We start from the raw sequence: 25,055 nt of genomic DNA, 5'->3' as shown, positions 1-25,055 counted from the left end.
ATCACGAACCACCCCATGAAAATTGTTTTGCAACGCAGTCAACAAGCCAGCGTTTCAGTGGATGGCGAAATTGTCGGACAAATCGAGCGTGGATTGGTGGCCTTGATCGGGATCGGCCACGACGACACCCAAGCCACCGCATCCGCCTTGGCTGACAAGACCGCTGGCCTGCGAATCTTCTCTGACGAACACGGGAAGATGAATCGCAACGTGCTCGACGCCGGTGGCGATGTGCTCGCGATCAGCCAATTCACCTTGCTGGCTGATTGCCGCAAGGGACGCCGCCCCGCGTTCACGAACGCTGCACCGCCCGACCAAGCCCAAGCTCTCTACGAGCACTACGTCCACGAACTTCGCCAGACTGGACTGTCCGTCCCCTGTGGAATCTTCGCCGCCGACATGGCCGTTTCACTCATCAACGACGGCCCTGTCACAATCATCCTGGAACTCTGAACAGGATCAGATCCCGCCCCGGTGAACCTCCCGAGTGACTCGCATCCGTCCGTGATCGACCGAAACACCAGAGTTGTCCCGAACTTCCTCTTAGCGCCGGGGCAGGGCAGTGGGCCAGTTGGGGCGAGCGACTTGCTGTCCCATTCCTGGCGGAACCACGCCCGGTTCAGTCGCCCCTGGCTGAGCCTGCGACGGCCATCCAAAGTTCGACGGTGATTCCTGTGGCGAAGTGATCCGGGGTTGCCACTGCGGTGGCTCGCGAGACTCCCAAGGCGCAAACAACGACGGACTGGTGTAGTCCGGATTGACCTCCTCCTGACTGGGCACGGCGTAGCGATCATTGTCCATCCGGACGCGCTGCCGCAAGCGATCCAGAATCTCGTGGTCCCCCCAGGCCAAGTACGCAAACAACCCGAGTTGGCCCCAAACAAAAATGTTGGCGAGCGGGCTGCTTCCGAAAAACTTGAGCGCCGTGCCGAAGGACTTCTTCACCCGCATGGATCCCCGACTGAAATCCAACGCCCAGATTTCATCCAAAATCAGATGGGTCATGAACCCAACAATCACAGCACATGACTTGTAGACCCGAATCGCTTCGCTCGGGCAAGGCATCAACATGTATGCGATCAACCCCGCGACCAGGGCCGCGGGAATGCTGTGCCACATCCCGCGGTGAACGGTGAACTTTCGGAACCCTTCCACCGCGACGAACCGGATCGCGACATAAACGATCATTGCCGCCAGAGCCATCGCTTCGTGGGTCAGCCCCATGTCACGCCAGCGGTCGATCATCAACATCGGCACGACCGCGGACAGAAACATCGTCGTTTCGCGAAGCGGCACGCCTGAGTCGCTGTCCAGATCCGGCAACATCCCCGACACACTGCACAGCCCGCCGGCCAACAGCGCACTCTCCATCGACATCCCTTGATCGACCACGCCCCAATATCCATAGGCGCACCCGACAACGGTGCTCGTCGAGATGTGGGTTTTGAAACCAGCCAATGAAACGCGAACAGATTGAGAGACAACGGGCAGGGAAGGGCGGTCCGAACAATTTCCGAGCACGACCGCCCACCCACCACGCCACGAGGGCGGAGCAGGGCGGTGGCGCACCGAGAACCATTGCCGTTACCAAATCCAGCCCCTCGCCCGCCACCGGAAAAATCCGTCCCGCCAACCGAGCCCCCGATCCCGACGCTGGATCCGAAACCAGCCGCAAAAAAAATTGCTGTTCGCCCTGCCCCTTTGCTTTTGCTACAAGCGTCAAAACGGTTCGGATCCGTTGCAGCGATGAAAGTGCGCTCATGCAGACTTACGACATCCTGATGACAATCATTTTGGTCGGCGCAACCCTCTTGGGCGCGATCCGTGGTTTTGCATGGCAACTCGCCTCAATCGCTTCCATCGTTGTCAGCTACGCCGTCGCGTATCACTATCGCGAACCGTTCAGCCAGAACATTCACGCCGCACCGCCTTGGAACCAATTCCTGGCGATGTTCATCCTGTTCGTCGGCACGTCCTTCGTGATCTGGGTCGCACTGCGGATGGTCAGCGGAATGATCGACCGAATGCGACTCAAAGAATTTGACCGTCAAGCCGGAGCCCTCTTCGGACTCGCCAAAGGAGCCCTCCTGTGCACGGTCATCACGCTCTTCGCGGTCACGCTGTTCGGCGAGCGAATCCAACGAGCAATCGTGGCCAGCGAAAGCGGCCGACTGATCGCTCGGGTACTCGCCGAGTCCAACTCGATCATGCCACCGGAACTGGACAGCGTCGTCCGACCGTACCTGGACCAGTTCAGCGATGACGCATTGGGCGATCCATCAGGCTCGGAAGAATCCTGGCTCTCGCAATCTCAGATCGCGCCAAATGTCGATCCAAACTGGTCCAATCCAAGCGCTCAACCGACGAACAACTTCGCTCCGCAAAACGGCTTTCAACAAGCCCAAAATGACCCGCGATCACAGCAGCCGTTTCGCGGCTTTGGCGGGAACCCAACACCGACCTCCAACCCAGCATTCAGCTCCGCCGCGGGTTCCCAACAGCAGGCTCCGACCTGGCGGCAATCCGCGACGCCGCAGTGGCAAACACCGCGTCGCTGAGCGTCCAAAATGACGACCGGCACGCCAGCCAAAACAATCGCGATCTAGCAACGGCGACGACCGCAAATGTTCGGGGCGGGGCACGCCTGAGATCGTCGGGTCCCCAGACATCTCCAACGTCACGAAACCAAACCCCGGATACAGAAAACGCCTGAAACACGGGTTTTACACACCTCGAATACAACATAAGGGGCATTATCGGACGTTACGGGGCGGTCGAAATCCGCCCTGATTCGCCGTCCCGATCCCATCTGCATCCGAACGTCCCTCCAACATCCAGTCACCGAGACGTTCTCTCGGCGACCGAAAATCCAGCTCGCGTCGACGTCAGTTCTCTTCCAAGAAGACGCCGAGCCGACGGAACTTTTCGTAGCGTTGCTGGAGCATCTGATCGACCGGCATCGCTTCGAGTTCCGACAACTGACGCGACAGATAAGTCTTCATCCGAGTCGCCATCTGATGGTGATCGCGATGAGCGCCACCGAGCGGTTCTTCGAGCACATCGTCGACGACACCCAGACGCAACAAATGGTCGCTGGTGAAGCGCAGAGCGGCGGCAGCTTTGGGTGCGTGTTCGTGACTCTTCCACAGAATTCCGGCACAGCCCTCGGGGCTGATAACGCTGTAGTAAGCGTGTTGCAAAACCGCGACTCGATCGCCGACGCCAATTCCCAGAGCGCCACCGGATCCGCCTTCGCCGATCACGACGCAGATCACCGGCGTCTTCAGATCGCTCATCATGAACATGCTCTCGGCAATCACTTGAGCCTGGCCGCGTTCCTCGGCACCGATCCCTGGGTAGGCTCCAGGCGTGTCAATGAAACAAATGACCGGCAAGCGATATTTCTCGGCCAATTTCATTTTCACCATGGCCTTGCGATAACCTTCCGGATGAGCGCAACCAAAGTGACAAGCCGCACGTTCCTTGTAAGTCCTTCCTTTTTGGTGACCGATCACCATCACCTTGAATCGATCCAACTTCGCGAAACCGGACAGCATCGCGCGATCGTCGCCAAAGTGTTTGTCACCGTGCAATTCGACAAAATCGTCAAACGCTAAGTTGAGGTAATCACGCGTGTAAGGCCGGTTCTTATGACGAGCCACCTGGACCGTTTGCCACGGATCCAACGATGAGTACGTCTCTTTCAATTTGGCAACACGAGCCAAACGCAACGATCGAATCGCTGAGTCAATTTCTTCACTGCGATCGGTGTTCCGTTCTAGCGAAGCGATTTGCTCCTCCAGATCCGCGATCTCGTTTTCAAATTCCAATCCGGGTCCGGCCATCGCTCAGTTTCCCTCTTCTTCGTCGCTGGTGGGTTCGGGGCGTTTGATCATGTCCTCGGCCGATTTCATGGAACCGTCTTCGTCGAAGACAGTCACCTCCGGCCGACGAGGACGCTTCCGCCAAACTTCGATGTTGCGGAAGACTTTCAAGAATTCCCATACCGATTCCGGCCGCGCGTCAGGCGACTTCGCCATCATGCTTTTGACCAAGTCCGCAAAGTCCTTGGTCACGTTGTCGTTGTAGACAATCGGGCTGGGGATCGAAGCGGACAGGTGCTTCGACAACAAATCGTTGGGTGTCTGCCCGGTGTAAGGCGGCTTGCCTGTGCAGGCTTCGAACAGCACACATCCAAACGAATAGATGTCGCTGCGTTCGTCACACAACTTCCCGCGAATTTGTTCGGGAGGCATGTAACTGCGTGTGCCTTGAATGTTCTTGGCTTTGTAGAACATCTTGCTCAAACCGGTTCGCTTCCGTTCGGTGATCGTGAAGTCAATCAGTTTGGTCTCGCCGGTATGCGAAACCAGGTAGTTGTCTGGCTTGATATCGCGGTGGATCCAGTTCTTCGTGTGCATGTAGTAGAGGCCTTCGGCGGCTTGCTCGATGACTTTGTCGAGCATGTAGGCCAGCGAGTCGGGCCCCTTGCGAAGCGCCTGCTTCATGTTCATTTCACTGAACAATTCCAACACCAAGAACGGCCGCCCATTCTCAACGCGGTGATCAATCATCTTGATGATCCGCGGGCTGTTGAGCGTTTTGCCGACGTTGTATTCGTGCTTGAGCGATGCCAACTCGGCTTTGTCGTTCGACATCGACTGCCGCAAAATCTTGAGCGCGTAACGCTTCTGGTCCCCTTCATCAATCGCTTCCCAAACTTCAGCGGTCGATCCAATGCGGATCAAACGAGCGAGTCGGTAAGGGCCTAGAAAGTCGCGTGATTTGGACATCGAGCGGCTGGGGCATTGTCGGATACGGGACCATCGAGTTGAACGATCAAAACGATTTTGTGGCTTGGCATGATAGTCCAACGGGCCCCACAGCCGAAAGACGTGTGCCTGACACCGCAAATCCCCCGGTGGGCGGCGGGATCCCGCCATCCGCGAAGCCCGAAACACGAGCGAAGCCCAAAGAATGCCGACTGCCCTGCCCTTCCCCGCACTGTCCATGCGATTCCTGGCGTCAGTCCTCCCCCGACAGAAGGCCGCTCACTGAGCGGCAATCAGTTCCGAATACAGCTCGCGAATTCGGCGGGTCATGGTTTCGTGCCGAAAGAGGTCGGTGAAACGGGTCTGCCCCTCGCATCCCATCCGTTGGCGAAGCGCGGCGTCGCCCACCAGCCGGAGCATCCGATCGGCCAAATCAACGACCTCCCCTGCCCCAACCAAATACCCCGTTTGATCGTCGATCACGACTTCCCGAGCCCCGTCAATGTCGTAGCTGATTGCCGGACGCCCCGCGATCAGGGCCTGCGGAAGCGCTCGTGCCAAACCTTCCCGGTAAGAAGCGTGAACCAAGATGTCCATCGCACCGATCATGGCGGGCACCTCCGAAGGCGGCACCAAGCCGGTGAAGATGAAGTGTTCCTTCAATCCCAGTGACTCAATCTGTTGCTCGAGTTCAGCTCGCAGGATCCCATCGCCGACCAGCAGAAACCGCACGTTGGGGTACTGATCGGCAACGCGTTTGGCCGCCGAAATCAGATCGACGTGGCCTTTCAGATGAAACAGGCGAGCGATCTTGCCCACCACCACATGTTCCGCTCGCAAACCATATTTCTGCCGCACCATTTCTCGATGATCCACCGCGTGAACGAACGGGTCAACATTCATCCCGCTGTGAATCGTCACAAATTTTTCGCGTGACGCGACCCCTGCGTCCACCATCAGGTCCGTCATCGCATCGGCGACCGAGATCAATTTGTGACAGCGTGACGCGGCCCAGCGTTCACACCGCACAAAGAAATCATGAGCCAGCCGGGACTGGTAATCATGAAAGGGCGCGCCATGGACAGTGTGAACGACCACCGGACGTTTGCCAGTGGAACTTCGTTTCAGGCCCCAGCCCACATGCCGGCCGAGCAAACCGCCTTTGGCACTGTGCGTGTGGACAACATCGGGATCAAAGGCCCGCAACGTCCGCCGCAAATCACGAGCGGCGCGCCAATCGTTGACAGGATGAATCGCACGCCGTAAAGAATCGACCAACTCGATTGGCAGACCGTCCAGTTCGAACCGCCCTGCCCTGCCCTCTGCATCCACCTCCGGACGGCCAACGGCGACCCCGTCCGGGCGAACTCGAGCGGCCAACAAGTCACCTTCTGGACCAACCGCCGGCCCCGTCACGAGCAAGACCTCGTCCCCATGAAGGTGAACGAGGTCCTGGCAGTTGTGCAGCGTGTTCTCTTGCGCACCGCCAATGATCATTCGGGTGATCACATGGGCGATACGCATGAAAGGTCTTAGGCCCCGAACTCAAGGCGACGAACGCCGAGTTGCTGTTGCAAACGATTGACGATGGCAGTGTGCATTTGGCTGACGCGAGATTCCGACAGGTCCAAGGTGGCCCCGATCTCTTTCATCGTCAGCTCTTCGTAGTAGTACAGGATGATGATCAGACGTTCGTTGCGATTCAACCCTTTGGTGACCAAACGCATCAGATCGTTTTTCTGAACGCGGCGGGTGGGGTCTTCGCCCTTCTTGTCTTCCAAGATGTCAATCTCGCGGACATCTTTGTAGCTGTCCGTTTCGTACCACTTCTTGTTCAGCGAGACGACGCCGACGGCGTTGGCTTCGCTTTGCATCTTTTCCACTTCCTTGATGTCGATCTCCATGTGAGCCGACAACTCTTGGACGGTCGGTGCACGACCGAAACGAGCTTCCAAGGTCTTGGTGGCGGTGGCCAACTTGCTCGCTTTGCTGCGAACCAAGCGTGGCACCCAGTCCATTTTGCGAAGTTCGTCGAGCATTGCTCCACGAATTCGCGGCACGCAGAACGTCTCGAACTTCACACCGCGTTCAGTGTCGTAAGCATCGATGGCGTCCATCAAGCCGAACATGCCGGCACTGATCAAGTCATCCAGCTCGACACCATCAGGCAGTCGCTGCCAGATGCGTTCGCCGTTGTAGCGAACCAATTGCATGTAGCGTTCGACCAACTGGTTCCGCAGCGGCTCATAGTCCGGCGAATCTTTGGTGGTGGATTTGAAAGAAGTCCATACCTTCAAGATCGGGTCGTCTGCAGTTGCGGTAGCCGGCATCGAATCCTCCGTGATGATCACTGATTGCTAACTTCGTCTGCACAGCGGAAATCCGCTGCGTGTCGGTCACTAGCAATGAAATAAGTCTTGGTGTGTTTGAACGTGCGAGTCAATCAGCATCCGTGCCGTCAACGGTTCGCCGTCACTTGTCTTGGTCGTCGGCCTCTTCCAATGCTGATTTCTCAACACCTTCCTGAAACCACTTCACTCGTTTGCGATATAAGTCTTCCACTCCGTCTCGAATCAACTGATCCGCGATGGCACCTGCCAAACCTCCGATGCCCATGAAGACAATCAGAGTTCCGATCGCTTCCGTCGCAACGTCTTCCGCCATCTCTCCATGCCAGATTCCGCGAAGGACAACCAGTCCCATTGCGAATGAACCAAGCGAAAGAGCCAATGATCGGATCACGTCAGGGTCCAAACCATGGAGGCAGGCCACAAAATAAAAACAGGTCGATTTCTTCGATCCCAAACTCGTTAAACGGACACTTCAAAAAAAGTCTCAAGTGACTTTCGTCGATCGCGTGCCGTCACAGTTCAGAGTATCGGCCAACTTCTCATTCTTACTTCAGTCAAAATTCTTAAAATCAGGCCGCCTCGCCATAGTGCAAGGATTCGTACCCGTCCATTGTCTCAAAACCCATCTCCCCCAAACCAGCGGTAGGCATCTGTGGCAACAATTGTGCCACCAAGCCAGAGGCATCCGCCACGGCGATGTCATCCGGGACCTGTTGACCGTTGGTCAAATAGCTCAGTGGCGGCGCTGCGCCGCGATCACGCCCCGTCAACGCGGCCAACACAGCGGCGGTGCAAGGCGTCTCGTCCAGTTTGGTCAGCGTGACCGCGTTGGCTCGCACCGGGGCGAAACCTTCCAACGTCGTGCGGATGTTTTCACCCGAACTGGTCGCACTGAGAACCAAGTGTGTTTCATCAGGGTGCGCCGCTCGCAAGAACTCGGAGAGCTGTTCGATGCGGGCGTCACTGCGGGGACTGCGTCCAGCCGTGTCAATCAAGACAAGGTCGACATCCCCCAACGCACTGAGCGCCGTTTCCATCTGTTCGGGTTTTTCCACGACCTGCATGGGCAGGTCCATGATCTCGGCGTAAGCCTTGAGTTGTTGGACCGCCGCGATTCGGTACGTGTCGATCGTCAGCAATCCCACACGCCGGCGAGCTTCAATCCGAAACCCGGCCGCTAACTTGGCGACCGTCGTCGTCTTGCCAACGCCCGTCGGGCCGACCAACGCAACAATGTGACGGTCACCGGGCTGAGTTCGAATCGGACCGCAAAGGTTCAATTCCCTCGCGACTGCGCGTTGCAAATGCTCCATCCAACGTTGGTCGTTCTGGACCGCGGACTCCGAATCGGCGATCCCGGCGGCGAAGCTGGATGCCGAAGCCATCCAGCGGCGAGCCGTGGACTCATCCACCCCAGCCTGCAACAACCGCAACGACAAGGAATCGGCCGGAGTCAGCTCGGAGGAAGAATACCCCGAACCATAAAAACCGCCCTGCCCTGCCTCGGATCCCGTCACGGAACCCGAGCGAAGTGGATGGGCCGCGTCAAATTTCTGATAAGTCGCTTCCACTGGATTTCGACCGGCCGAGCCCCCTGGGATGCCAGTCGGCGACGCACCGTAGCCGGACGACGCTGCCACCGAATTGACGGAGCGAACATCCGCTGGTAACAACGGCTCCTCCGCATAATTCGCTGGAACATGATGGCCCGCGTTGCCGTTCATGGCCCCTTCAACAGGACCACCGTGCAACCCCGCGGTGACTTCCACATGGGTCCGGCCAAGCCAGCCCATCCAGCCATTGCGGACCTGCCGCGTATGAAGCACGGAAGCCTCCGGGCCCATTTGATTTCGGATGTCGGCAAGAGCCGCTTGCAGATTCGCTGCTCGAAAAGTTCGTATATGCATCAATCACTCACCACGCCGTGTGACTGGATTTTTGTGTCCTGTGTGATTTCGTTGTACGACAGCACACGAACGCGGGGCATAGAACCAGCAATGATCTGGCGAAGTCCGGGACGAATCCGCGGGCTGACCAAAATCACAGGGGTGTGGCCCAGCGTGATTAGTTTCTTAACTGCTTGGGAGATTTTGTCGCAAGTCGAGTCCACCGCTTGTGGGCTCATCCGGACAAAAAGTCCTCGCTCGGTATGTTCGATTCCCGCCGCAATGCGATCTTCCATGGCAGGATCCAGCGCCACCACGTGCAGCTGGCCCATCTCGTCCCGGTAGCGTGTGCTGATCGTGCGAGCCAAACGATGACGGACGTATTCGCTGAGCCAAATCGGATCCTTCGTTCGCCCGGCATGATCGCCCAGCGTCTCCAAGATGATCGCCAATTGTCGAATCGGCACATCTTCGCGAAGCAGTGTTTGCAGGACCTGCTGAACGTCGCTGATCTTCAACATCCCTGGGATCAGTTCGTCGACCACAGCCGGTGCGGCTGTCTTCAACTCGTCGATCAAATGCTTGGTTGCGTCACGATTCAACAATTCGTCCGCATGACGGCGAGCCAGCTCTTGCAAGTGGGTCGCCAAAACCGCCCCTGGTTCCACGGTTGTGTATCCATAAATTGCAGCTTGTTCGCGACGGATCGGATCGATCCAAACGGCAGGTTCGCCGAAGGTTGGATCCTTGGTCGGTTCACCATCGATCACGCCCGTGGTGTGGCCGCTGTCGATCGCCAACAAACGATCCGGCAACACGCGTTGTTTGGTCAGTGGGTTCCCGGCAATCCGAATCTCGTATTCGTAATCGTGCAAATTCATGTCGTCGCGAATCCGGACCTTGGGGAGCACGACGCCAATGTCGCCCGCGATCGAGTGACGAACCCCCGTGATTCGCTGCATCAAGTCGCCGCCACGGTTGGGGTCTGCCAAAGACAACAACCCCAAGCCAATCGCCAACTCCATCGGGTCCACATTCAAGTAGTCCTCGACTCGTTTCTCAGCCGGTGCGGAGGCGGCGGCTTGCTCCGCCTCTTCGGCATCCAACTCATCTCGTTCGATTTGTTTGTTCTGCCGATTCATCACGACGGCCAACCCGATACAGCTTGCACCCAAGGTTGCCATGGGAATCGCGGGCAAGTTGGTCAGGATCAACATCGATAGAAAGCCACCAGCGACCGCCAGTGCCTTTGGATTGCTGAACAACTGCTGCAAAAACTGTTCGGGCAAACTGGCTTTGCGAGCACTCCGCGTGACCAACAAACCAGCGGCCAGCGAGATCAACAACGCCGGCACCTGGCTGACCAGACCGTCGCCGATGGTCAGCTTGGTGAACAACTCCGCGGCCTCGGACACGGTCATGCCATATCGCATCACACCGATGTAGAGACCACCGGCCACGTTGACCAGCGTGATCACGATGCCGGCAATGGCATCCCCGCGGACAAACTTACTGGCACCGTCCATTGCCCCGTAAAAGTCAGCTTGGTTGGCGATTTCTTCCCGCCGACGTTGAGCTTCTTTTTCATCGATCAAACCCGCGTTCATGTCCGCGTCGATCGCCATCTGGCGACCTGGCATCCCGTCCAACGCGAATCGGGCGGCGACTTCACTGATGCGAGTCGCACCCTTGGTGATCACGATGAACTGAATCAACACGATGATCACAAAGATAATGATCCCGATTTCGATCCGGTCCCCAGCGACAAATTCGCCAAACCCCTGGATCACACCGCCGGCGGCACCCCCGCTGCCAGATTCGGTGCTGGTCAAAATCAACCGCGTCGTGGCGACGTTGAGCACCAATCGAGCGAGCGTTGTGGCCAGCAACAACGACGGGAAAATGCTGAAATCGAGCGGCGTGGTCACATAGACCGTGGTCAGCAGCACAATCACACCGACGGTGATGTTGGCTGCCAGCAACAAGTCCATCAAGAACGGCGGCAGCGGCACGAGGATCACCACCAAACACATGATGATGCCAATCGGCAAAACCAAATCTCGGTAGCGCATCAAGAACTGCATCGACGGTCGTTCCTCGGGCTTGAGCGAACTCATTTCATGGCGGCACCATCCCGGTGCCACCCCAGCCCGACGGTATCAGAACTTTTTTTTCGTCGAAAGTGAAGAATTCGGTTCAAGTCAGCCGGCTCATCAGCCGACAACGACCGCCCCCACCCCCTGCCAGCCTGTTCCAAGCGGCACAGCGAGCTTCGCTACCTCGCGGATTCGAGCGTTCCTAAGCCTTGACCTGCAAACCAGCGAACGCCTTTTGCAGCCCCAGTTTGCGAATCTCCGCCTGAATCGCTTCCGCGTCAGCGGCTTCCAAGGTCAGCGAGACCTCATCCGCCAACAATTGAGCGAACAGTGACCGCGCGATCGGCAACTGACGCTTCACTTCGGCGGCGGAAACACTTCGCTCGGCCAATTCAGCAATTCGTCCCGCAATGACCTCCGACGATTCCCCCGAGTGATCCGTCACCACCCGCAAGACATCATGGACCAAATCATGGGGGAGATCGTTGGCTTCCGCGTTCCCTGAGAGGGACCCCGAAGCAGCGTCCCCGGTCCGGTTGGCCCGTGTTCGCTCGCAATGCTGCTCGCGTTCCAGCGCTCGCCAAGCCCGTTGCAGCAATCCGTCCCGCCAATAGCTCAGCCAGGGGCGGGATTCCGTTTTGGCAGAATCCAGATCCAACTCTGGCGGCGATTCGAGAGCCGTTCCTTCGCTGGACATTTTTGCCTTGGATTCAATTTCCGACGCTCGGGCTTTGGCCGCCGAACGAAGTCCCAGGATCATGAAATCTCGCAGTCGGCCTTTCGCATGCCCGGAATACCCGGATTTGACCAAGTGCGAAATCAAAATCGCCAGCGCCCGATCCGCATCGGACTCGCTGCCCAACACATCGGTCAACAATCGCCGCATCGGTGGAAGGTACCGAAGCACAAACCCCGCCGCACTGCCCGCCCCAGTCCATGTTTGCTGAGATCGACTGAGCCGAACTTCGGACGAAGTACTCAACGCCGACGAACGGATCGAAGACGATGTCAGATCGCCCGAGTTCGCGGGGTGAGATTGCCCTTCACGCGACGACATTTCAGCGTCGGACGAAGCACTGGGGTTGGAAACGGCCGGAGGATTCATCCCCGTATTCTAACTCAGTCGTGTCATCAGGTTGAAACGAACCTGCTCAAAACGCCCCGATTCGGCGTCCGGCGGAAAATCGACGGCCTCAGAAACCCGGCTCGCCTTCATCCGTTTTCCAGCGAACCGCCAATCCGGGGGCCAGTTCAGGCGAACGGTCTCGAGAATGGAATTGAGTGGGATCGTCCAACCAGCCTTCCTGCGACAAAACCAAGGTCACGACTCCCGTCGACGAACGCAGGAAATCATCCAATGCCTTGGAAATGAAACGAATGCCGTCCGGCTGGTCCTTCAATCCTTCCCCTGAATTGTTGAACTCCAATTCCCCCAGCGGCACCAAACCCTCCAGGTCCTCGGCAGCTGGGCTGGTCTCGAACGTCAGATGGCCTTCGCCGGATTCTTTCCATTCCAACGCTCCGATCCCGTCTGGCGTCGGCAAGTCCGACGGCCAACCATGAACGGTGATTCGCCCCGCACCGGGATGCGAATCAGGAGCCATGCTCAACAACAACGCCGAACGATCCATCCGCTCGAGCACGGAACTCACCGAATCGGATTCCATTCCTGAAGGCGGATCCAATTGCGACAGGTCAAACCTCAGGAACGAGATCGCCCACACATTGCCTTGCTTTTCGCCGGCACGATGCACAACCAGAGCGGGTTGTTTGCCAAAGTCTTCGGTGCTGCCGCGACGCACAAACGTGTCGGCTCCCTTTCCTGCTCGAGTGCGAATCGTGCGGAACCCCAACAGGTCTCCGGATCGCAAATTCTCGACGACTTCAAATTGAGAGGCCAGCGAATCCACACTAGCACCCGCAGGCGATTGCAATTCAAAGATCACGTCAAATCGTTCCTGAGCCATGTTAGTGGTCAAAAACTGAATCTCGATCGACTGCGTCTCGCCAGGTGCCGGCAACTGCCTCGGCGAGAAAGATCGCGGGAACGCGGGAGCCTTGCGTTTGAGCTGGCCTTCCTGTTGCAGATAGGTCGTGATGCGTGCGACCTGGCCGGCTTGCGAATACCAGACTCGCGGATCGGTCTCGGGCGACTCGGCTTGGTTGGTCAACTGAAGCCGGAACCGAGCCATCTGCCCCACCGGTACTTCGGGGTCGGAAATCACCTTGCCCGTCAATTGCAACGCTCCCAACCCAGCGGCCAACACAGCAGGAGCCTTTTCCGCAGCCGACGCCACCGCCGTCGGTTTCTCCGGCGATGCATCGCGAAGCGTCCACCACACGCCACCGCCAATCAACGCCAGGGCCGCCAGACCGCCAGCCACGAACAGCCACTTGGAGTGCCCCCCCACCGACTTGACCGTGGCATTCGAACTGGAATCGCCGGCGGCAGACACCCCACTGGATGCACCGGCACCCGGGTCGATTTGGATTGCCAATTCGGCCCGTTGAGCGTGTTGTATCTCTTCGGAAACGGCCCGCAACGCCTTGCGAAAATGGCCCGCGGTCTCGTATCGCTGCCCGGGTTCCTTGGACAACAGCCTCATGATCAGTCGCTCAAGCGGCTCGGGCACGTCCACCCGAACACCATCACGCTGTCGCTGCGAAAGCGGCAACGGTTCACGGCACAGAATGTTGACGAGCTGAGTCGGTGTGTTGGGCGCCAGCAACGGCACTTTGCCAGCAAACATTTCATACAGCACCACGCCGAGCGAATAGAGGTCGGTGCGTTCATCGACCGTTTCGTTGCGTGCCTGTTCGGGCGACAGGTATCCCGGCGTCCCGACGACGCTGTCGCCTCTGGCCAACCCTTGCACCGCCGATCCGGCGACCGCCAATCCGAAATCCAGAATTTTGACCCGTTCGCTGGGTGACTGAATCCACAAATTCGCGGGTTTGATATCCCGGTGAATGATCCCTCGGTCATGAGCCGCTTCCAGCCCCAAGGCGACTTGATCGGCGATCGAGATGATCTCTTCCGATGTGAATCGACGCCCGGATTGCAGCAGCTGTTCCAGCGTTGCTCCCTGCAGCAATTCCATTGCCAGGAACGGCGTGCCATTGCGTTGGCCCACTTCGAACAAGGTCGCGACATTGTCGTGGTGAACGGCGGCCATCGAGCGGGCTTCTTCGACGATCCGCTTGCGACTGTTCGGCGATTTCGCGAACCGCTGGTTCATCACCTTGAGCGCCACGGTGCGTTGCAACCGCGTGTCCTGCGCTCGGTAGACATGCCCCATGCCGCCGCTGCCCAACAACTCAATCACCCGATAAGGGCCCAGTCGGCCCAATTCGTCCGCGGATTCTGGCGGATCCAGAAACTCAGGCGGTGAATCGGGTTCGGACGAGGAATCAGTCATGACATGCCGGGTTGCGATGGAAATCCGATGAATCCCACTCGCCCCGGAGCGTTTTGCCGACCCAAATGTCGACACGACCACCCCGTCGAGCAGAATCCGACCTTGCAGGGTAAACACTGGCACATCGTGCAACAACTCTCCCCGCAGAAATCTGTCCCCATGGAATCCATGCCGGGTCTTGATACGATTGGCCGCTGAATACCGCCCTGCCCTGCTCCGAACATCTATTCGCCTTCTACCCGCGACGAGCCCGTGTCACGAACCGCTATCCAAGATCTGACCGACGGAATGACGTTGGCCCAGCCGTTCCAAGCTGCCGACAAACAACTGCGAGTCAATCGTCAGGGCGGCAAATACATCTTGCTGAAACTGTCCGATCGATCCGGCACGATCGTCGGAATGATGTGGAACGCGGACGAAACCACCTTCGATACGTTCGATCGCGGCGACTACATCCATTGCAGCGGTCGAACACAGGTCCACAACGGTTCCCTGCAAGTGATCCTCGCTGAGATCCAACGCATGGACCCAGCGGAAGTCGACCAAAGTGACTTTGACCGCTTCGACGCCAACCAAGCGGACAGCAATTTCGATCGCCTGCGAGAATTGCTGGCGACGATCTCACAACCCGCTCTGCACGCCCTGGCTCAGTCCTACCTGAACGACGATTCGTTCGTTCAATCGTTTCGCCAGGCCGCGGCAGCGGTTTCCAACCACCACGCTTACCCCGGCGGACTGCTCGAACACACCGTCAACATGATGGAACTGGTCCGACTGATTTCACCGCGTTACGCCAAGGTCGACACGGACCTGTTGTTGATGGGCGCCTTCCTGCACGACCTGGGGAAGATCGATGAACTGCGGGCCGGCGGCGAAATCAGCTACACCGACCGCGGCCAATTCGTCGGCCACATCGTCATCGGCGTTCAGCGTCTGGGCGAAAAAATTGCCGAAACCGAAGCCACCACCGGACAAAAGTTTTCCACCGGTCTGCGACACCAACTGGAACACTTGATCGTCAGTCATCACGGCGTGCTGGAATACGGCAGCCCCAAGATTCCAGTCACACTCGAAGCCGTCGCCCTGCACCACATCGATAACCTGGATGCCAAGCTCGCCTCGTATTCCTCGATCATCGATGCCGACATCGCTGCGGATGGAAACTGGACGAACTACACCCCCTCGATCGGACGCAAACTTTGGAAGGGCGACTCATGAACTCAACCTCGCAACCCAAAGACGAATCCGCCCCAGCGAATGCAGAACGCGCCGTGGTGCTGCTGTCCGGTGGACTGGACAGCGCCACGTGCGTCGCCATTGCTCGCGACCAAGGATTCGAAGTCCACGCGATCAGTTTCCGCTACGGCCAACGTCATGACGGCGAACTGGACCGCGCGGCAAAGCAAGCCAGTTTGATGAGCGTCGCGTCTCACCGCGTGATCGACATCGACCTCGCTCAGCTCGGTGGATCCGCCCTGGTGGACTCGTCCATCGCTGTCCCCAAATCCGATCATGTCGACAAGATCACAGGCGACATTCCGGTGACGTATGTCCCGGCTCGCAACACGATCTTTTTGTCCTACGCGCTGGCGGTTGCCGAAACGCTCGGTTCGCGAGACATCTTCATCGGCGTCAACGCTCTCGACTACAGCGGCTACCCGGATTGCCGTCCGGAATTCATCGACGCGTTTCAAACGATGGCACGCTTGGCCACCAAAGCCGGGGTGGAAGACGAACACTCGCTCACGATTCACACGCCGCTGCTGCACTGGACCAAGGCCGAAATCATCCAGCGTGGAATCGAACTCGGCGTGGACTACTCGCAAACGCTGTCCTGTTACGACCCGCAAGGCAGCAGCGTCGAAATGCGCCCCTGCGGTCAGTGCGACGCGTGTTTGCTGAGAGCCAAAGGGTTCGCCGAAAACGAAATCGCCGATCCCGCAATCGCCCCGTCTGACATCGCAATCACGCCACCTCGCCCCTGAATGGGCCGCCGTCCTTAGCTCGGGGCGGAAGCCCCGAAACCGAGTCGAAAAGAACAACAGGTCGCCCCGGATGGGGCCGTCGTGGGCATTCCCGCATGGTTGAACAGCACGACGCCAGCGGATGAAGTGGACTTGGATGCGACGAGGCTTGGCCGTGAAGCCTGCCCGACGGAACAGTTGAGGACAACTGTTCTACTCTGGTGCTGTGCATTTCAACGCCGGGCATTTCAGCGCGGTCGCAGTTCACCGACATGGCCCCGGTTGAGGATTCGGTGAGTGGATGGCAAAGTGCAAATGGATCCCTGCAAATTGCAAAGTGTTTCCGGCCCGGCAAGTCGCGTGATTTCACCGACCTGCAATTGCCAATTTGCAATGTCCAGTTTGCAATTTGCGATCGCCCCGTCTGACATCGCAATCACGTCACATCGCCCCGGCAGGGGCCGCCGTCCTTAGCTCGGGGCGGAAGCCCCGAAACCGAGTCGAAAAGAACAACAGGTCGCCCCGGATGGGGCCGTCGTGGGCATTCCCGCATGGTTGAACAGCACGACGCCAGCGGATGAAGTGGACTTGGATGCGACGAGGCTTGGCCGTGAAGCCTGCCCGACGGAACAGTTGAGGACAACTGTTCTACTCTGGTGCTGTGCATTTCAACGCCGGGCATTTCAGCGCGGTCGCAGTTCACCGACATGGCCCCGGTTGAGGATTCGGTGAGTGGATGGCAAAGTGCAAATGGATCCCTGCAAATTGCAAAGTGTTTCCGGCCCGGCAAGTCGCGTGATTTCACCGACCTGCAATTGCCAATTTGCAATGTCCAGTTTGCAATTTTCGATCGCCCCGTCTGACATCGCAATCACGCCACCTCGCCCCGGCAGGGGCCGCCGTCCTTAGCTCGGGGCGGAAGCCCCGAGACCGAGTCGAAAAGAACAACAGGTCGCCCCGGATGGGGCCGTCGTGGGCATTCCCGCATCGTTGAACAGCGTGACACCAGCGGATGAAGTGGACTTGGTTGCGACGAGGCTTGGCCGTGAAGCCTGCCCGACGAAACAGTTGAGGACAACTGTTCTACTCTGGTGCTGTGCATTTCAACGCGGGGCATTTCAACGCGGTCGCAATTCACCGACATGGCCCCGGTTGAGGATTCGGTGAGTGGATTGCAAAGTGCAAATGGATCCCTGCAAATTGCAAAGTGTTTCCGGCCCGGCAAGTCGCGTGATTTCACCGACCTGCAATTGCCAATTTGCAATGTCCAGCTTGCAATTTGCGATCACCCCGCCTGACATCGCAATCACGTCACATCGCCCCGGCAGGGGCCGCCGTCCTTAGCTCGGGGCGGAAGCCCCGAGACCGAGTCAAAAGAACAACAGGTCGCCCCGGATGGGGCCGTCGTGGGCATTCCCGCATCGTTGAACAGCACGACGCCAGCGGATGAAATGGGCTTGGATGCGATGAGGCTTGGCCGTGAAGCCTGCCCGACGGAACAGTTGAGGACAACTGTTCTACTCTCGCACCCCGCAGGTGTTCCCTACTTCAACAGGAATCCGTTGAGGTTCCAACCGGTTTCGGTGGTTTCAACGAAACCGAACGCGTTGCGGAAGTACTTCTCGACCTCACTGAACGCAGGCCATTTGCTCACGTTGAGACGCTCGATGGGTTCTTCAGCTTCAGGCTCATCGCCTTCGAACATCCGCCGAACCAACGAAGCCATGACCGAATCGCTGTTTTTCAATTCGCCTTGGCGTTGCAGTTCGTACTTTGCTCGCAGCGATTGACGCAGCCGCACGACGCGTTGGAAAGCCACTTTGCCAGCTCCCATCTCGCTGGTCAGCTTCAGCAGGTCTTTGACCTCCTCCAAGTCGGCTAACTTCTCGCCTTCCCCCGTTTGCATTCGCTTCGCCACGTCGACCAACCATTCGACATGGCTGCTGAAGACCAGGTGCGCCTTCTCGGAACCCTTGCCAGCGGGCACCATCGCAATGGCCCACGTGTTCAAGAGTGGTGTTTGCTCTTCATCGATTTCCTCCTCGAAGCCGAGATCATCAAAGAACTCGTCATCCAGTTCGTCATCACCGCTGCCGTGCTTGACCTGCCAAATCTCGACACCAGGAACCGTGTCGACCTTGAACACATCTGGTTCGACTTCCATCGCTTTGCGGACTGCCGTTCCAATCGCATCGGCATTGCGAACTCCGATCGCGACCAACACGCGTTCCGAATCCACCGTCGCGGGCAGTGTGTTGTCGGTCAACAACAACAGGTGTTCCGAGAGATTTGGCAACACGTTCTTTTCGATGTCGATCTGCGGCCCTTCTTCGTCGTCACGGATCCCCTCGATGCTGGGCCGAAAGATCTCATTGTCGAAGGCTTCGTCGACCAAGGTCTCGAGCGCCCAAAACGCTTCTTCGATTTTCCAGTTCACCCGTGTCAGGCTGGCCGTGTTGGCAGGAACCCAAGCCGGGATCTCGTCCAGCGGGGTGTTGGGGAACTGCAAGATCCGAGCAGCCAAACGGTAGCGACTGGGTTCTTCGGTGACGGGAGGAGCGTGCACATAACCTCGGTGCAGCAAATCAAACTTGCCCTGCCCCACGACGGCGATTCCGCCAGCAGCTTGCACGGCGTCGAAGCCTTGGTTTTCCAGCAAATTCAAAATACGAACTTTGTTGCCGCGGTCAACTTTGGCCACGTCGCGAATGATCCGGCCCATCGTCAGCGGTTTGACGAACCATTCGACTTGCGAGCCTTCCGTTTCGATTTCGCTGCGAGAGAGAGCCTGCTTCCAAACGGTTCGCAACAACGGTGCCTTGTCCAAGGAATCTTCGCGGCCCTCGTTTGCAATCGCGTCCAAGATTCCAAACACCACCGAATCGCGATCCGACGCGATCACACGATCTTGAGTGAGCGAAACCACCACCTGTTCGATCTTGAGCTGCCCCGGGCGAGTCTTCGGACTGTACACACGAACGGTTTCGCCGGCGTGAGTGACATCGGCGCGAGTCGCGCCGTCAGCCTTCAGATCTTGGTCCACTCGCTCCAAGACGGCTTCCGCTGCCTCGTGCTTCCCTCGGATGTCAGCAACGACGCAAACCGAGGAAGGACGGCGGTTGTCATTTTCAAAGGGCAACCACACCGCGATCACTTCTCCGGTCGCAATCTCGTACAACTCTTTGGGTCGCACTCCAACCTTGTCGCCCAATTTTTCCCACACAGCGCCTTGGCTGCCAAAATTGGCATCGATCAGCGGCTTCATCGCCGGGTCATCGGTGATGCCCGACAACGTTGTTTGCTGCCACGAATCGCACAGCACGGTGAGATCGGGAATCCGAACCACGCCAGCGGCCGTGTCAGGCAGTAATTTCAATGCCGTCATCAAGACAGGCTTCGCGGCACCCTGCCCTGCCCCGGCGGCTTTTGCAGGCGCGGCGTCTTGAGCGAGCGCCTGCGATCCAGACAAACACACCGCCAGAACGGCTGTCATTGCATGGAGCATCGCGACGCGGCGAGCCCGTGGTCGACCGTCGAAGTTGCAAAAATATGTTCGTGTGAGATTGATCACTCGTTTGTCCGCCACTTGCACCCGTTGAAAATTCATTCAAGATCCGTCTGAAATCGTCGGAACCATCCGAGCCCGCGTCTCTGCGAGACTGGCTCAGCCGGCCGATATCGTAAACCCTTCCATTTCGGGCCGAAATGCCGATGTCACCATCCATCGCCTGATTTGTGCCCTTGCAAGAGACCAAAATGACCGAAACGCAGGAAACACCGTACCAAAACCCCCTGATTGAGCGTTACGCGTCACGAGAAATGGCGTTTCACTGGGGACCGCAGCGGCGGTTTGCATCCTGGCGAAAGGTCTGGATCGCCCTGGCAGAGGCCGAACAGGAACTCGGAATCGCGATCACCGACGCCCAAATCGAACAGCTGAAAGCGTTCGAAACAAAATTGAATTTGGACGAAGCTGCCAAATACGAGCGAAAACTGCGCCACGATGTGATGGCTCACGTCCACGCCTATGGTGATCAGTGCCCGGATGCCCGCGGGATCATTCACCTCGGTGCGACCAGCTGTTTCGTGACCGACAACGCGGACCTGCTGCTGATTCGCGAAGCCCTGCAACTGACGGCCAAACGCTTGGCAGCCACAATCGACCAGATGGCCCAGTTCGCCGCCCAGCACCGCGACCTGCCCTGCCTCGCCTTCACCCACTTTCAACCAGCCCAACCGACCACCGTCGGCAAACGAGCTTGTCTGTGGATCTACGACTTGGTGCTGGACCTCGAAGCGGTTGAACATCGACTCGAAACATTGCGAGCACGTTCGGCCAAGGGCACGACGGGAACTCAAGCGAGCTTCTTGGAACTGTTTTCCGGCGACCACGACAAAGTCCGGTCCCTCGAAAAACGAATCGCTGAAAAACTCTCGTTCGATTCCGTCTACGCCGTCACCGGGCAAACCTACCCCCGCAAAGTCGACGCTCAATTGCTCGACGCCCTGTCCGGCATCGGCCAGAGCCTGCACAAAATTGCCACCGACATCCGCTTGCTCGCCGGTCGCAAAGAAGTCGAAGAGCCATTTGAGAAGAATCAAATCGGCAGCTCGGCGATGGCCTACAAACGCAACCCAATGCGGAGCGAGCGGATCTGTGCGCTCGGTCGGTTCGTCATGAGCCTGCAAAGCAGTCCCGCGATGACCGCCGCGACGCAGTGGATGGAACGCACCCTGGACGACAGCGCCAACCGTCGCCTGGTCATCCCACAAGCCTTCCTGGCAATCGATGCAGCACTCGTGCTGATGCAAAATGTGGCCGACGGGATGGTTGTCTACCCGGCCACGATCGCGAAAAACTTGGGCGCCGAACTCCCGTTCATGGCGACCGAGAACATCTTGATGCAAGCGGTGGCCGCGGGCGGTGACCGTCAAGATTTGCACGAACAAATTCGCGTGCACAGTCAAGCGGCGGCGCTCGAAGTCAAACAGAACGCTGGCGACAACGACCTGCTGGAACGTCTCAAAGGCGACGAAAACTTCGCCGGAATCGACTTGGAAGCCGCGATCGACCCACACGCTTACGTGGGGCGAGCTCCCCAACAAGTCGACGAGTTCATGGAAACGATCATCGCCCCCATTCGCCAGAGATATTCTGGTGGGAGCGATCTGAGTGTCGAAGTCACGGTCTGATCTCGACGATCAATTGTTTGCAATGACAGTGATCTCGCCGGCAAAAGAGCGAGCCGGCGAGATCGAATGCTGCTTCCGGATCATCTGTTCTTAGAACAAGAAGATCGTGTCGATGCCAAAGGTGGTCTGGTCGTCTTGGTCGTTTTCCAAGATGCCCGTCACATTGTCCCCGTCGACCCAATCCCAGCGAACTTCGGGGCGGATCAAGACATTGGCGTGCGGTTTGACGTTGGCACCCAAGGTCATGGCGTAGACATCGACATTGCCGTTGTAGACACCTGCGTCCGCGTCGTACCACTCGAAACGACTGCCCAAGGCCAAGCAATCGCTGACCGTGTAGATCAGGTAGTTGTTCAGGCCGTAGGTCTCTTTGAAGTTCCCACCGTTGCCGTCTTCGGCGTCCATGTAGTCCGACTGCAAAACGTATTGCAATTGATCGGTCAGCGAGATGTCGGTGACGATCGAGTGCATGTAGCCTTGCGAAGTGGTCCCACCGGGCTGGTCACCGAAACGCCCCACAACGGTTGCGTAGGTGACGGTGACATCGTCACTCATGGCCAGCGAAGCACCGCCCAAGAACGAGTCGCCGTTGTCTTCGAATCCGCTGTCCCAACCCATGGTGTAGCCACCATACAAGGTCAGGTCATCGCCAGCGTTGTAGGTCGCCAAAGCACCGGTGTGGGTGAAGGGCTCGCTGTTCACCATCGTGTACGCATGGCTGTAGAAAAAGTTGTCAGGAGCGGCAACGACTTCGTAACCAATGATCGTGAAGAAGTGTCCGAATTTCACCGACAGGTCGCCGTAGCCAACTTCACCGTAGACCTGTGGCAGTGCACTGCCGTACTGCCCGTGATCCCAACCGGTGTCCCAGTGGCCGTTGTCGATGCCAAACGCCTGGGTGTCTTGAGCATCGATGCCGTAGACGTAATCGATGCGTCCACCGAAGTCGAAACCATTCGACGTGTCGATGGCCTTCTCGGCGTAGAACCAGGCTTGGTGCAGGTTGTATTCGTCGGGGCGATTGTTGAACAAAGGCAATGCTTTGTCGTGGTACCCCATTTGAACCCAACCACCGACGGAGTAGCCACAGGCTTCACCGAAGAGTGTGAACGGATCGCCGAGGTTGCATTCCAGCAACCCGCATCCGCCGTCATCGAACAGGCCGCCTCCCATGTCGCCACAGCTCATGTCGCCGCAACCACCGTCGCAGGCCAACTCACCGCAGCCACATTCCATTGCAGGAAACGTGTCGCACGATTCATCACAGCTGGCGTCAAAGTGTCCCACCGGGAGAACTTCCGTCTGGCTGGTGGGCATTCCGCCTTGGTAACTTGCGTCGGCCACGAATCGGTCGGCGGCAGAAACGCCATTGAGGCTTCCCAATCCAACCAAGCCACCGAGGGCCAACCACAAAGCAGCTCGTTTCGATTTCATCTTGCTCGTCCCTGATCGATTTCAAATGGATTCGCCGCGTCCACAGTGACTGCCGCCTTCCATGGCAGCAAACCAGTCAACCGTGTCGACCGCCAAGTAGAGGCGATTCCTTGTTGGGAGGTATCGTCCCCGCGGCGCGATGCAATTGAGACCAACGCCATAGAAACCCCAGCCCAAAACACCGGAAAATCCGGACCAGCGTTAAACTTTGCGGGTTAGGCGGTTGGTCCGGCGAGTTTCCAGCCTTCGACCGGGACCGCTGAAATCTTGAGCGGAAACGAAAAAAAGCCGGCCCATCGCATTTCTGCGGTGAACCGGCCTCTTGGGTCTCACGAAATCGTCGTTCGGGGCAGCTTAGAACATGAAGATCGTATCGAAACCGAAGGTGGTTTGATCGTCGTCATTGTTTTCCAAGATCCCGGTGTAGTCGCCATCGACCCAGTCCCAACGAACTTCGGGACGAATCAAGACGTTCGAGTGAGGACGGTAGTTGATACCAGTCGTCAGAGCGTACACGTCGCTGTCGACGTTGGCACCATCGTTGAACACACCTTCGCTTTGGTACCACTCGAAGCGGCCACCCAAGGACAAGCAGTCATTGATGTTGTAGATCAAGTACTGGTTGATGCCGAACGTGTCACGAACGGTTGCACCAACAGCATCTTCACTGTCCAGCACGTCCGACTGGAAGATGTACTGCAAGTTGTTGCTGACAGCGTAATCAGCAACGATCGAGTGCATGTATCCTCGTTCGGCACCACCCGCCACGCCTTGACGCTCGTTGAATCGACCAATGGTGGTGGAGTAGGTCAACGTGAGGTCGTCGGTCACACCGGCCGAGAAACCACCGAGGTAGTTGTCGCCGTTGTCCTCGAAACCACTGTCCCAACCCACGGTGTATCCACCGAACACGCTCAGGTCGTCAGACACGTTGTACGTTGCCAATGCACCGGTGTGGGTGAAAGGCTCGCTGTTGTACATCGTGTAAGCGTGGCTGTAGAAGAAGTTGTCAGGAGCGGCAACAACTTCGTAACCAATCGTCGTGAAGAATTTACCAACTTTGACCGACAGGTCGCCGTAGCCCATTTCGGTGTACAGCTGAGGAATGGCGTGACCGTAGTCTCCACCGTTGTCCCACTGATTGTCCCAGTGACCGTTGTCGATTCCGAACGCTTGCGTGTCGGGTCCGTCGGTACCGTAGACGTAATCGATCCGTCCACCGATGTCGAAGCCACACGAAGTGTCGATGGCTTTTTCAGCGTACAACCATGCTTGGTGCAGCTGAACGTTGTCGGGACGGCTGTTGAACAAAGGCAACGCCTTTGTGTGGTAGCCGATCGACGCCCATCCGCCCACTTCGATGCCGCAGACATCGCCGAACAGCGTGTAAGGGTCGTCCAAGCAGCAGTCGCCCAGTCCGGGCAAGCAGCTACCAAGGCCACCGCCGCAGAGCGAATCGCAGCCGCTGTCGCAACCTGTGTTGCAGCCGCAGTCGCCCAAGCAACCGACAGTTTCGCAACCGCAAGTCGCTTCGTTGTTGCATCCGCCAACAGGCTCGCAACCACACACGGGCTCACCACAATCGCAAAGCGACGAGGTGCAAGAGACCAATCCAATATCGTTTGCTGAAGCGCTGGTCAGATTTGTGGCGTTAACGCCGCATGCAACCGCTGCGATCAGAGCTAGTTTACTAAGCTTCATTGCTTTCTCCGTTGAAGTCCCAATCCAATTGGGCCGTTTCGTGTCACCAAGATTCAAAATGGATGCCGTCAGAACCAGAAGCTGTGCCCCCACATTTGGGGAGGGCCGTTCTCTCGCTCTTGAACGATGAAACAAACGCAGTCCATCGCTTTTTCAACGCACACGCTGCCTGCCGCCGAAGGCACATCGAAATTCCCAAGCAATCGTTTCGAAATTCGAATCAATCACCTCGAAAGTTT

At 57.8% G+C, this 25,055-nt stretch carries 18 protein-coding genes; 5 read left to right on the top strand and 13 right to left on the bottom strand.

The genetic code is table 11. The annotated features are described in order from the left end of the window. Window positions 1-15: 15 nt before the first annotated feature. Entirely contained in the window at window positions 16-453 is a 438-nt protein-coding gene (gene dtd, locus PSR62_RS07070; RefSeq protein WP_274407097.1) for a D-aminoacyl-tRNA deacylase, read from the top strand. Window positions 454-543: 90 nt separating this feature from the next. Here dtd and PSR62_RS07065 read toward each other — a convergent pair whose 3' ends face one another. Next, window positions 544-1,392, bottom strand: coding sequence for a metal-dependent hydrolase (locus tag PSR62_RS07065; RefSeq protein ID WP_443217369.1), 849 nt, complete (start codon window positions 1,390-1,392; stop codon window positions 544-546). A gap of 368 nt (window positions 1,393-1,760) precedes the next feature. On the opposite strand from PSR62_RS07065, the gene PSR62_RS07060 reads away from it, so the two are divergent. After that, entirely contained in the window at window positions 1,761-2,558 is a 798-nt protein-coding gene (locus tag PSR62_RS07060; protein ID WP_274407095.1) for a CvpA family protein, read from the top strand. Between the two features lie 327 nt (window positions 2,559-2,885). Here the strand turns inward: PSR62_RS07060 and PSR62_RS07055 are convergent, their stop codons facing one another. The 9 genes from PSR62_RS07055 to PSR62_RS07015 all read right to left on the bottom strand — a co-directional run bounded on the left by PSR62_RS07055 (window position 2,886) and on the right by PSR62_RS07015 (window position 14,431). Then, a complete protein-coding gene (locus PSR62_RS07055; RefSeq protein ID WP_274407094.1) occupies window positions 2,886-3,845 on the bottom strand; it encodes an acetyl-CoA carboxylase carboxyltransferase subunit alpha in 960 nt (319 codons plus the stop codon). A gap of 3 nt (window positions 3,846-3,848) precedes the next feature. Then, window positions 3,849-4,793, bottom strand: a complete 945-nt coding sequence (locus PSR62_RS07050; protein ID WP_274407093.1) for a serine/threonine-protein kinase — start codon at window positions 4,791-4,793, stop codon at window positions 3,849-3,851. A gap of 258 nt (window positions 4,794-5,051) precedes the next feature. Further along, complete coding sequence (locus PSR62_RS07045; protein ID WP_274407092.1) at window positions 5,052-6,296, bottom strand: glycosyltransferase family 4 protein; 1,245 nt, start codon at window positions 6,294-6,296, stop codon at window positions 5,052-5,054. 8 nt (window positions 6,297-6,304) lie between these two features. After that, window positions 6,305-7,123 (bottom strand): FliA/WhiG family RNA polymerase sigma factor, encoded by an 819-nt coding sequence (locus tag PSR62_RS07040; protein WP_047817082.1) that lies wholly within the window; start codon window positions 7,121-7,123, stop codon window positions 6,305-6,307. A gap of 121 nt (window positions 7,124-7,244) precedes the next feature. Further along, window positions 7,245-7,514 carry a hypothetical protein gene (locus PSR62_RS07035; RefSeq protein WP_274407091.1) on the bottom strand — a complete coding sequence of 90 codons (270 nt, stop codon included), beginning with the start codon at window positions 7,512-7,514 and terminating at the stop codon, window positions 7,245-7,247. 178 nt (window positions 7,515-7,692) lie between these two features. Beyond that, complete coding sequence (gene flhF, locus PSR62_RS07030; protein WP_274407090.1) at window positions 7,693-9,030, bottom strand: flagellar biosynthesis protein FlhF; 1,338 nt, start codon at window positions 9,028-9,030, stop codon at window positions 7,693-7,695. Continuing rightward, the gene (flhA, locus tag PSR62_RS07025; protein WP_274408181.1) at window positions 9,030-11,081 is read right to left on the bottom strand and encodes a flagellar biosynthesis protein FlhA; all 2,052 of its coding nucleotides are present in this window, start codon (window positions 11,079-11,081) and stop codon (window positions 9,030-9,032) included. The genes flhF and flhA overlap by 1 nt, the downstream gene beginning before the upstream one ends. A 226-nt stretch (window positions 11,082-11,307) precedes the next feature. Beyond that, window positions 11,308-12,210, bottom strand: a complete 903-nt coding sequence (locus PSR62_RS07020) for a hypothetical protein (RefSeq protein ID WP_274407089.1) — start codon at window positions 12,208-12,210, stop codon at window positions 11,308-11,310. Window positions 12,211-12,298: 88 nt separating this feature from the next. Continuing rightward, complete coding sequence (locus PSR62_RS07015; RefSeq protein WP_443217405.1) at window positions 12,299-14,431, bottom strand: protein kinase domain-containing protein; 2,133 nt, start codon at window positions 14,429-14,431, stop codon at window positions 12,299-12,301. Between the two features lie 345 nt (window positions 14,432-14,776). Between PSR62_RS07015 and PSR62_RS07010 the strand changes: the two genes are divergently transcribed. After that, window positions 14,777-15,742 (top strand): 3'-5' exoribonuclease YhaM family protein, encoded by a 966-nt coding sequence (locus PSR62_RS07010; RefSeq protein WP_274407086.1) that lies wholly within the window; start codon window positions 14,777-14,779, stop codon window positions 15,740-15,742. Further along, complete coding sequence (queC, locus tag PSR62_RS07005; protein ID WP_274407085.1) at window positions 15,739-16,509, top strand: 7-cyano-7-deazaguanine synthase QueC; 771 nt, start codon at window positions 15,739-15,741, stop codon at window positions 16,507-16,509. The genes PSR62_RS07010 and queC overlap by 4 nt, the downstream gene beginning before the upstream one ends. Before the next feature lie 1,522 nt (window positions 16,510-18,031). On the opposite strand, the gene PSR62_RS07000 is transcribed toward queC, so the two are convergent. After that, on the bottom strand, window positions 18,032-20,095 hold the full coding sequence (locus PSR62_RS07000) for a membrane or secreted protein (protein WP_274407084.1): 2,064 nt from the start codon (window positions 20,093-20,095) through the stop codon (window positions 18,032-18,034). A gap of 149 nt (window positions 20,096-20,244) precedes the next feature. Between PSR62_RS07000 and purB the strand changes: the two genes are divergently transcribed. Next, a complete protein-coding gene (gene purB / locus PSR62_RS06995) occupies window positions 20,245-21,681 on the top strand; it encodes an adenylosuccinate lyase (protein ID WP_274407083.1) in 1,437 nt (478 codons plus the stop codon). A gap of 90 nt (window positions 21,682-21,771) precedes the next feature. On the opposite strand, the gene PSR62_RS06990 is transcribed toward purB, so the two are convergent. Both PSR62_RS06990 and PSR62_RS06985 read right to left on the bottom strand, forming a co-directional pair. Then, window positions 21,772-23,115, bottom strand: a complete 1,344-nt coding sequence (locus tag PSR62_RS06990; RefSeq protein ID WP_274407082.1) for a porin — start codon at window positions 23,113-23,115, stop codon at window positions 21,772-21,774. Between the two features lie 354 nt (window positions 23,116-23,469). Continuing rightward, the gene (locus PSR62_RS06985; protein WP_274408180.1) at window positions 23,470-24,684 is read right to left on the bottom strand and encodes a porin; all 1,215 of its coding nucleotides are present in this window, start codon (window positions 24,682-24,684) and stop codon (window positions 23,470-23,472) included. Window positions 24,685-25,055 lie beyond the last annotated feature (371 nt).

The organism is Rhodopirellula sp. P2, from assembly GCF_028768465.1.
Lineage (GTDB): Bacteria > Planctomycetota > Planctomycetia > Pirellulales > Pirellulaceae > Rhodopirellula.
The sequence above is the reverse complement of the archived record's forward strand: the minus strand, read 5'-3'. Positions and strand labels throughout refer to the sequence as shown.

Bases quoted from the DNA above. Each gene is read 5' to 3' on its own strand.
- dtd (WP_274407097.1), top strand. From the start codon at position 16: ATGAAAATTGTTTTGCAACGCAGTCAACAAGCCAGCGTTTCAGTGGAT.
- PSR62_RS07060 (WP_274407095.1), top strand. From the start codon at position 1,761: ATGCAGACTTACGACATCCTGATGACAATCATTTTGGTCGGCGCAACC.
- PSR62_RS07055 (WP_274407094.1), bottom strand. From the start codon at position 3,845: ATGGCCGGACCCGGATTGGAATTTGAAAACGAGATCGCGGATCTGGAG.
- PSR62_RS07050 (WP_274407093.1), bottom strand. From the start codon at position 4,793: ATGTCCAAATCACGCGACTTTCTAGGCCCTTACCGACTCGCTCGTTTG.
- PSR62_RS07045 (WP_274407092.1), bottom strand. From the start codon at position 6,296: ATGCGTATCGCCCATGTGATCACCCGAATGATCATTGGCGGTGCGCAA.
- flhF (WP_274407090.1), bottom strand. From the start codon at position 9,030: ATGCATATACGAACTTTTCGAGCAGCGAATCTGCAAGCGGCTCTTGCC.
- flhA (WP_274408181.1), bottom strand. From the start codon at position 11,081: ATGCGCTACCGAGATTTGGTTTTGCCGATTGGCATCATCATGTGTTTG.
- PSR62_RS07020 (WP_274407089.1), bottom strand. From the start codon at position 12,210: ATGAATCCTCCGGCCGTTTCCAACCCCAGTGCTTCGTCCGACGCTGAA.
- queC (WP_274407085.1), top strand. From the start codon at position 15,739: ATGAACTCAACCTCGCAACCCAAAGACGAATCCGCCCCAGCGAATGCA.
- PSR62_RS07000 (WP_274407084.1), bottom strand. From the start codon at position 20,095: ATGAATTTTCAACGGGTGCAAGTGGCGGACAAACGAGTGATCAATCTC.
- purB (WP_274407083.1), top strand. From the start codon at position 20,245: ATGACCGAAACGCAGGAAACACCGTACCAAAACCCCCTGATTGAGCGT.
- PSR62_RS06990 (WP_274407082.1), bottom strand. From the start codon at position 23,115: ATGAAATCGAAACGAGCTGCTTTGTGGTTGGCCCTCGGTGGCTTGGTT.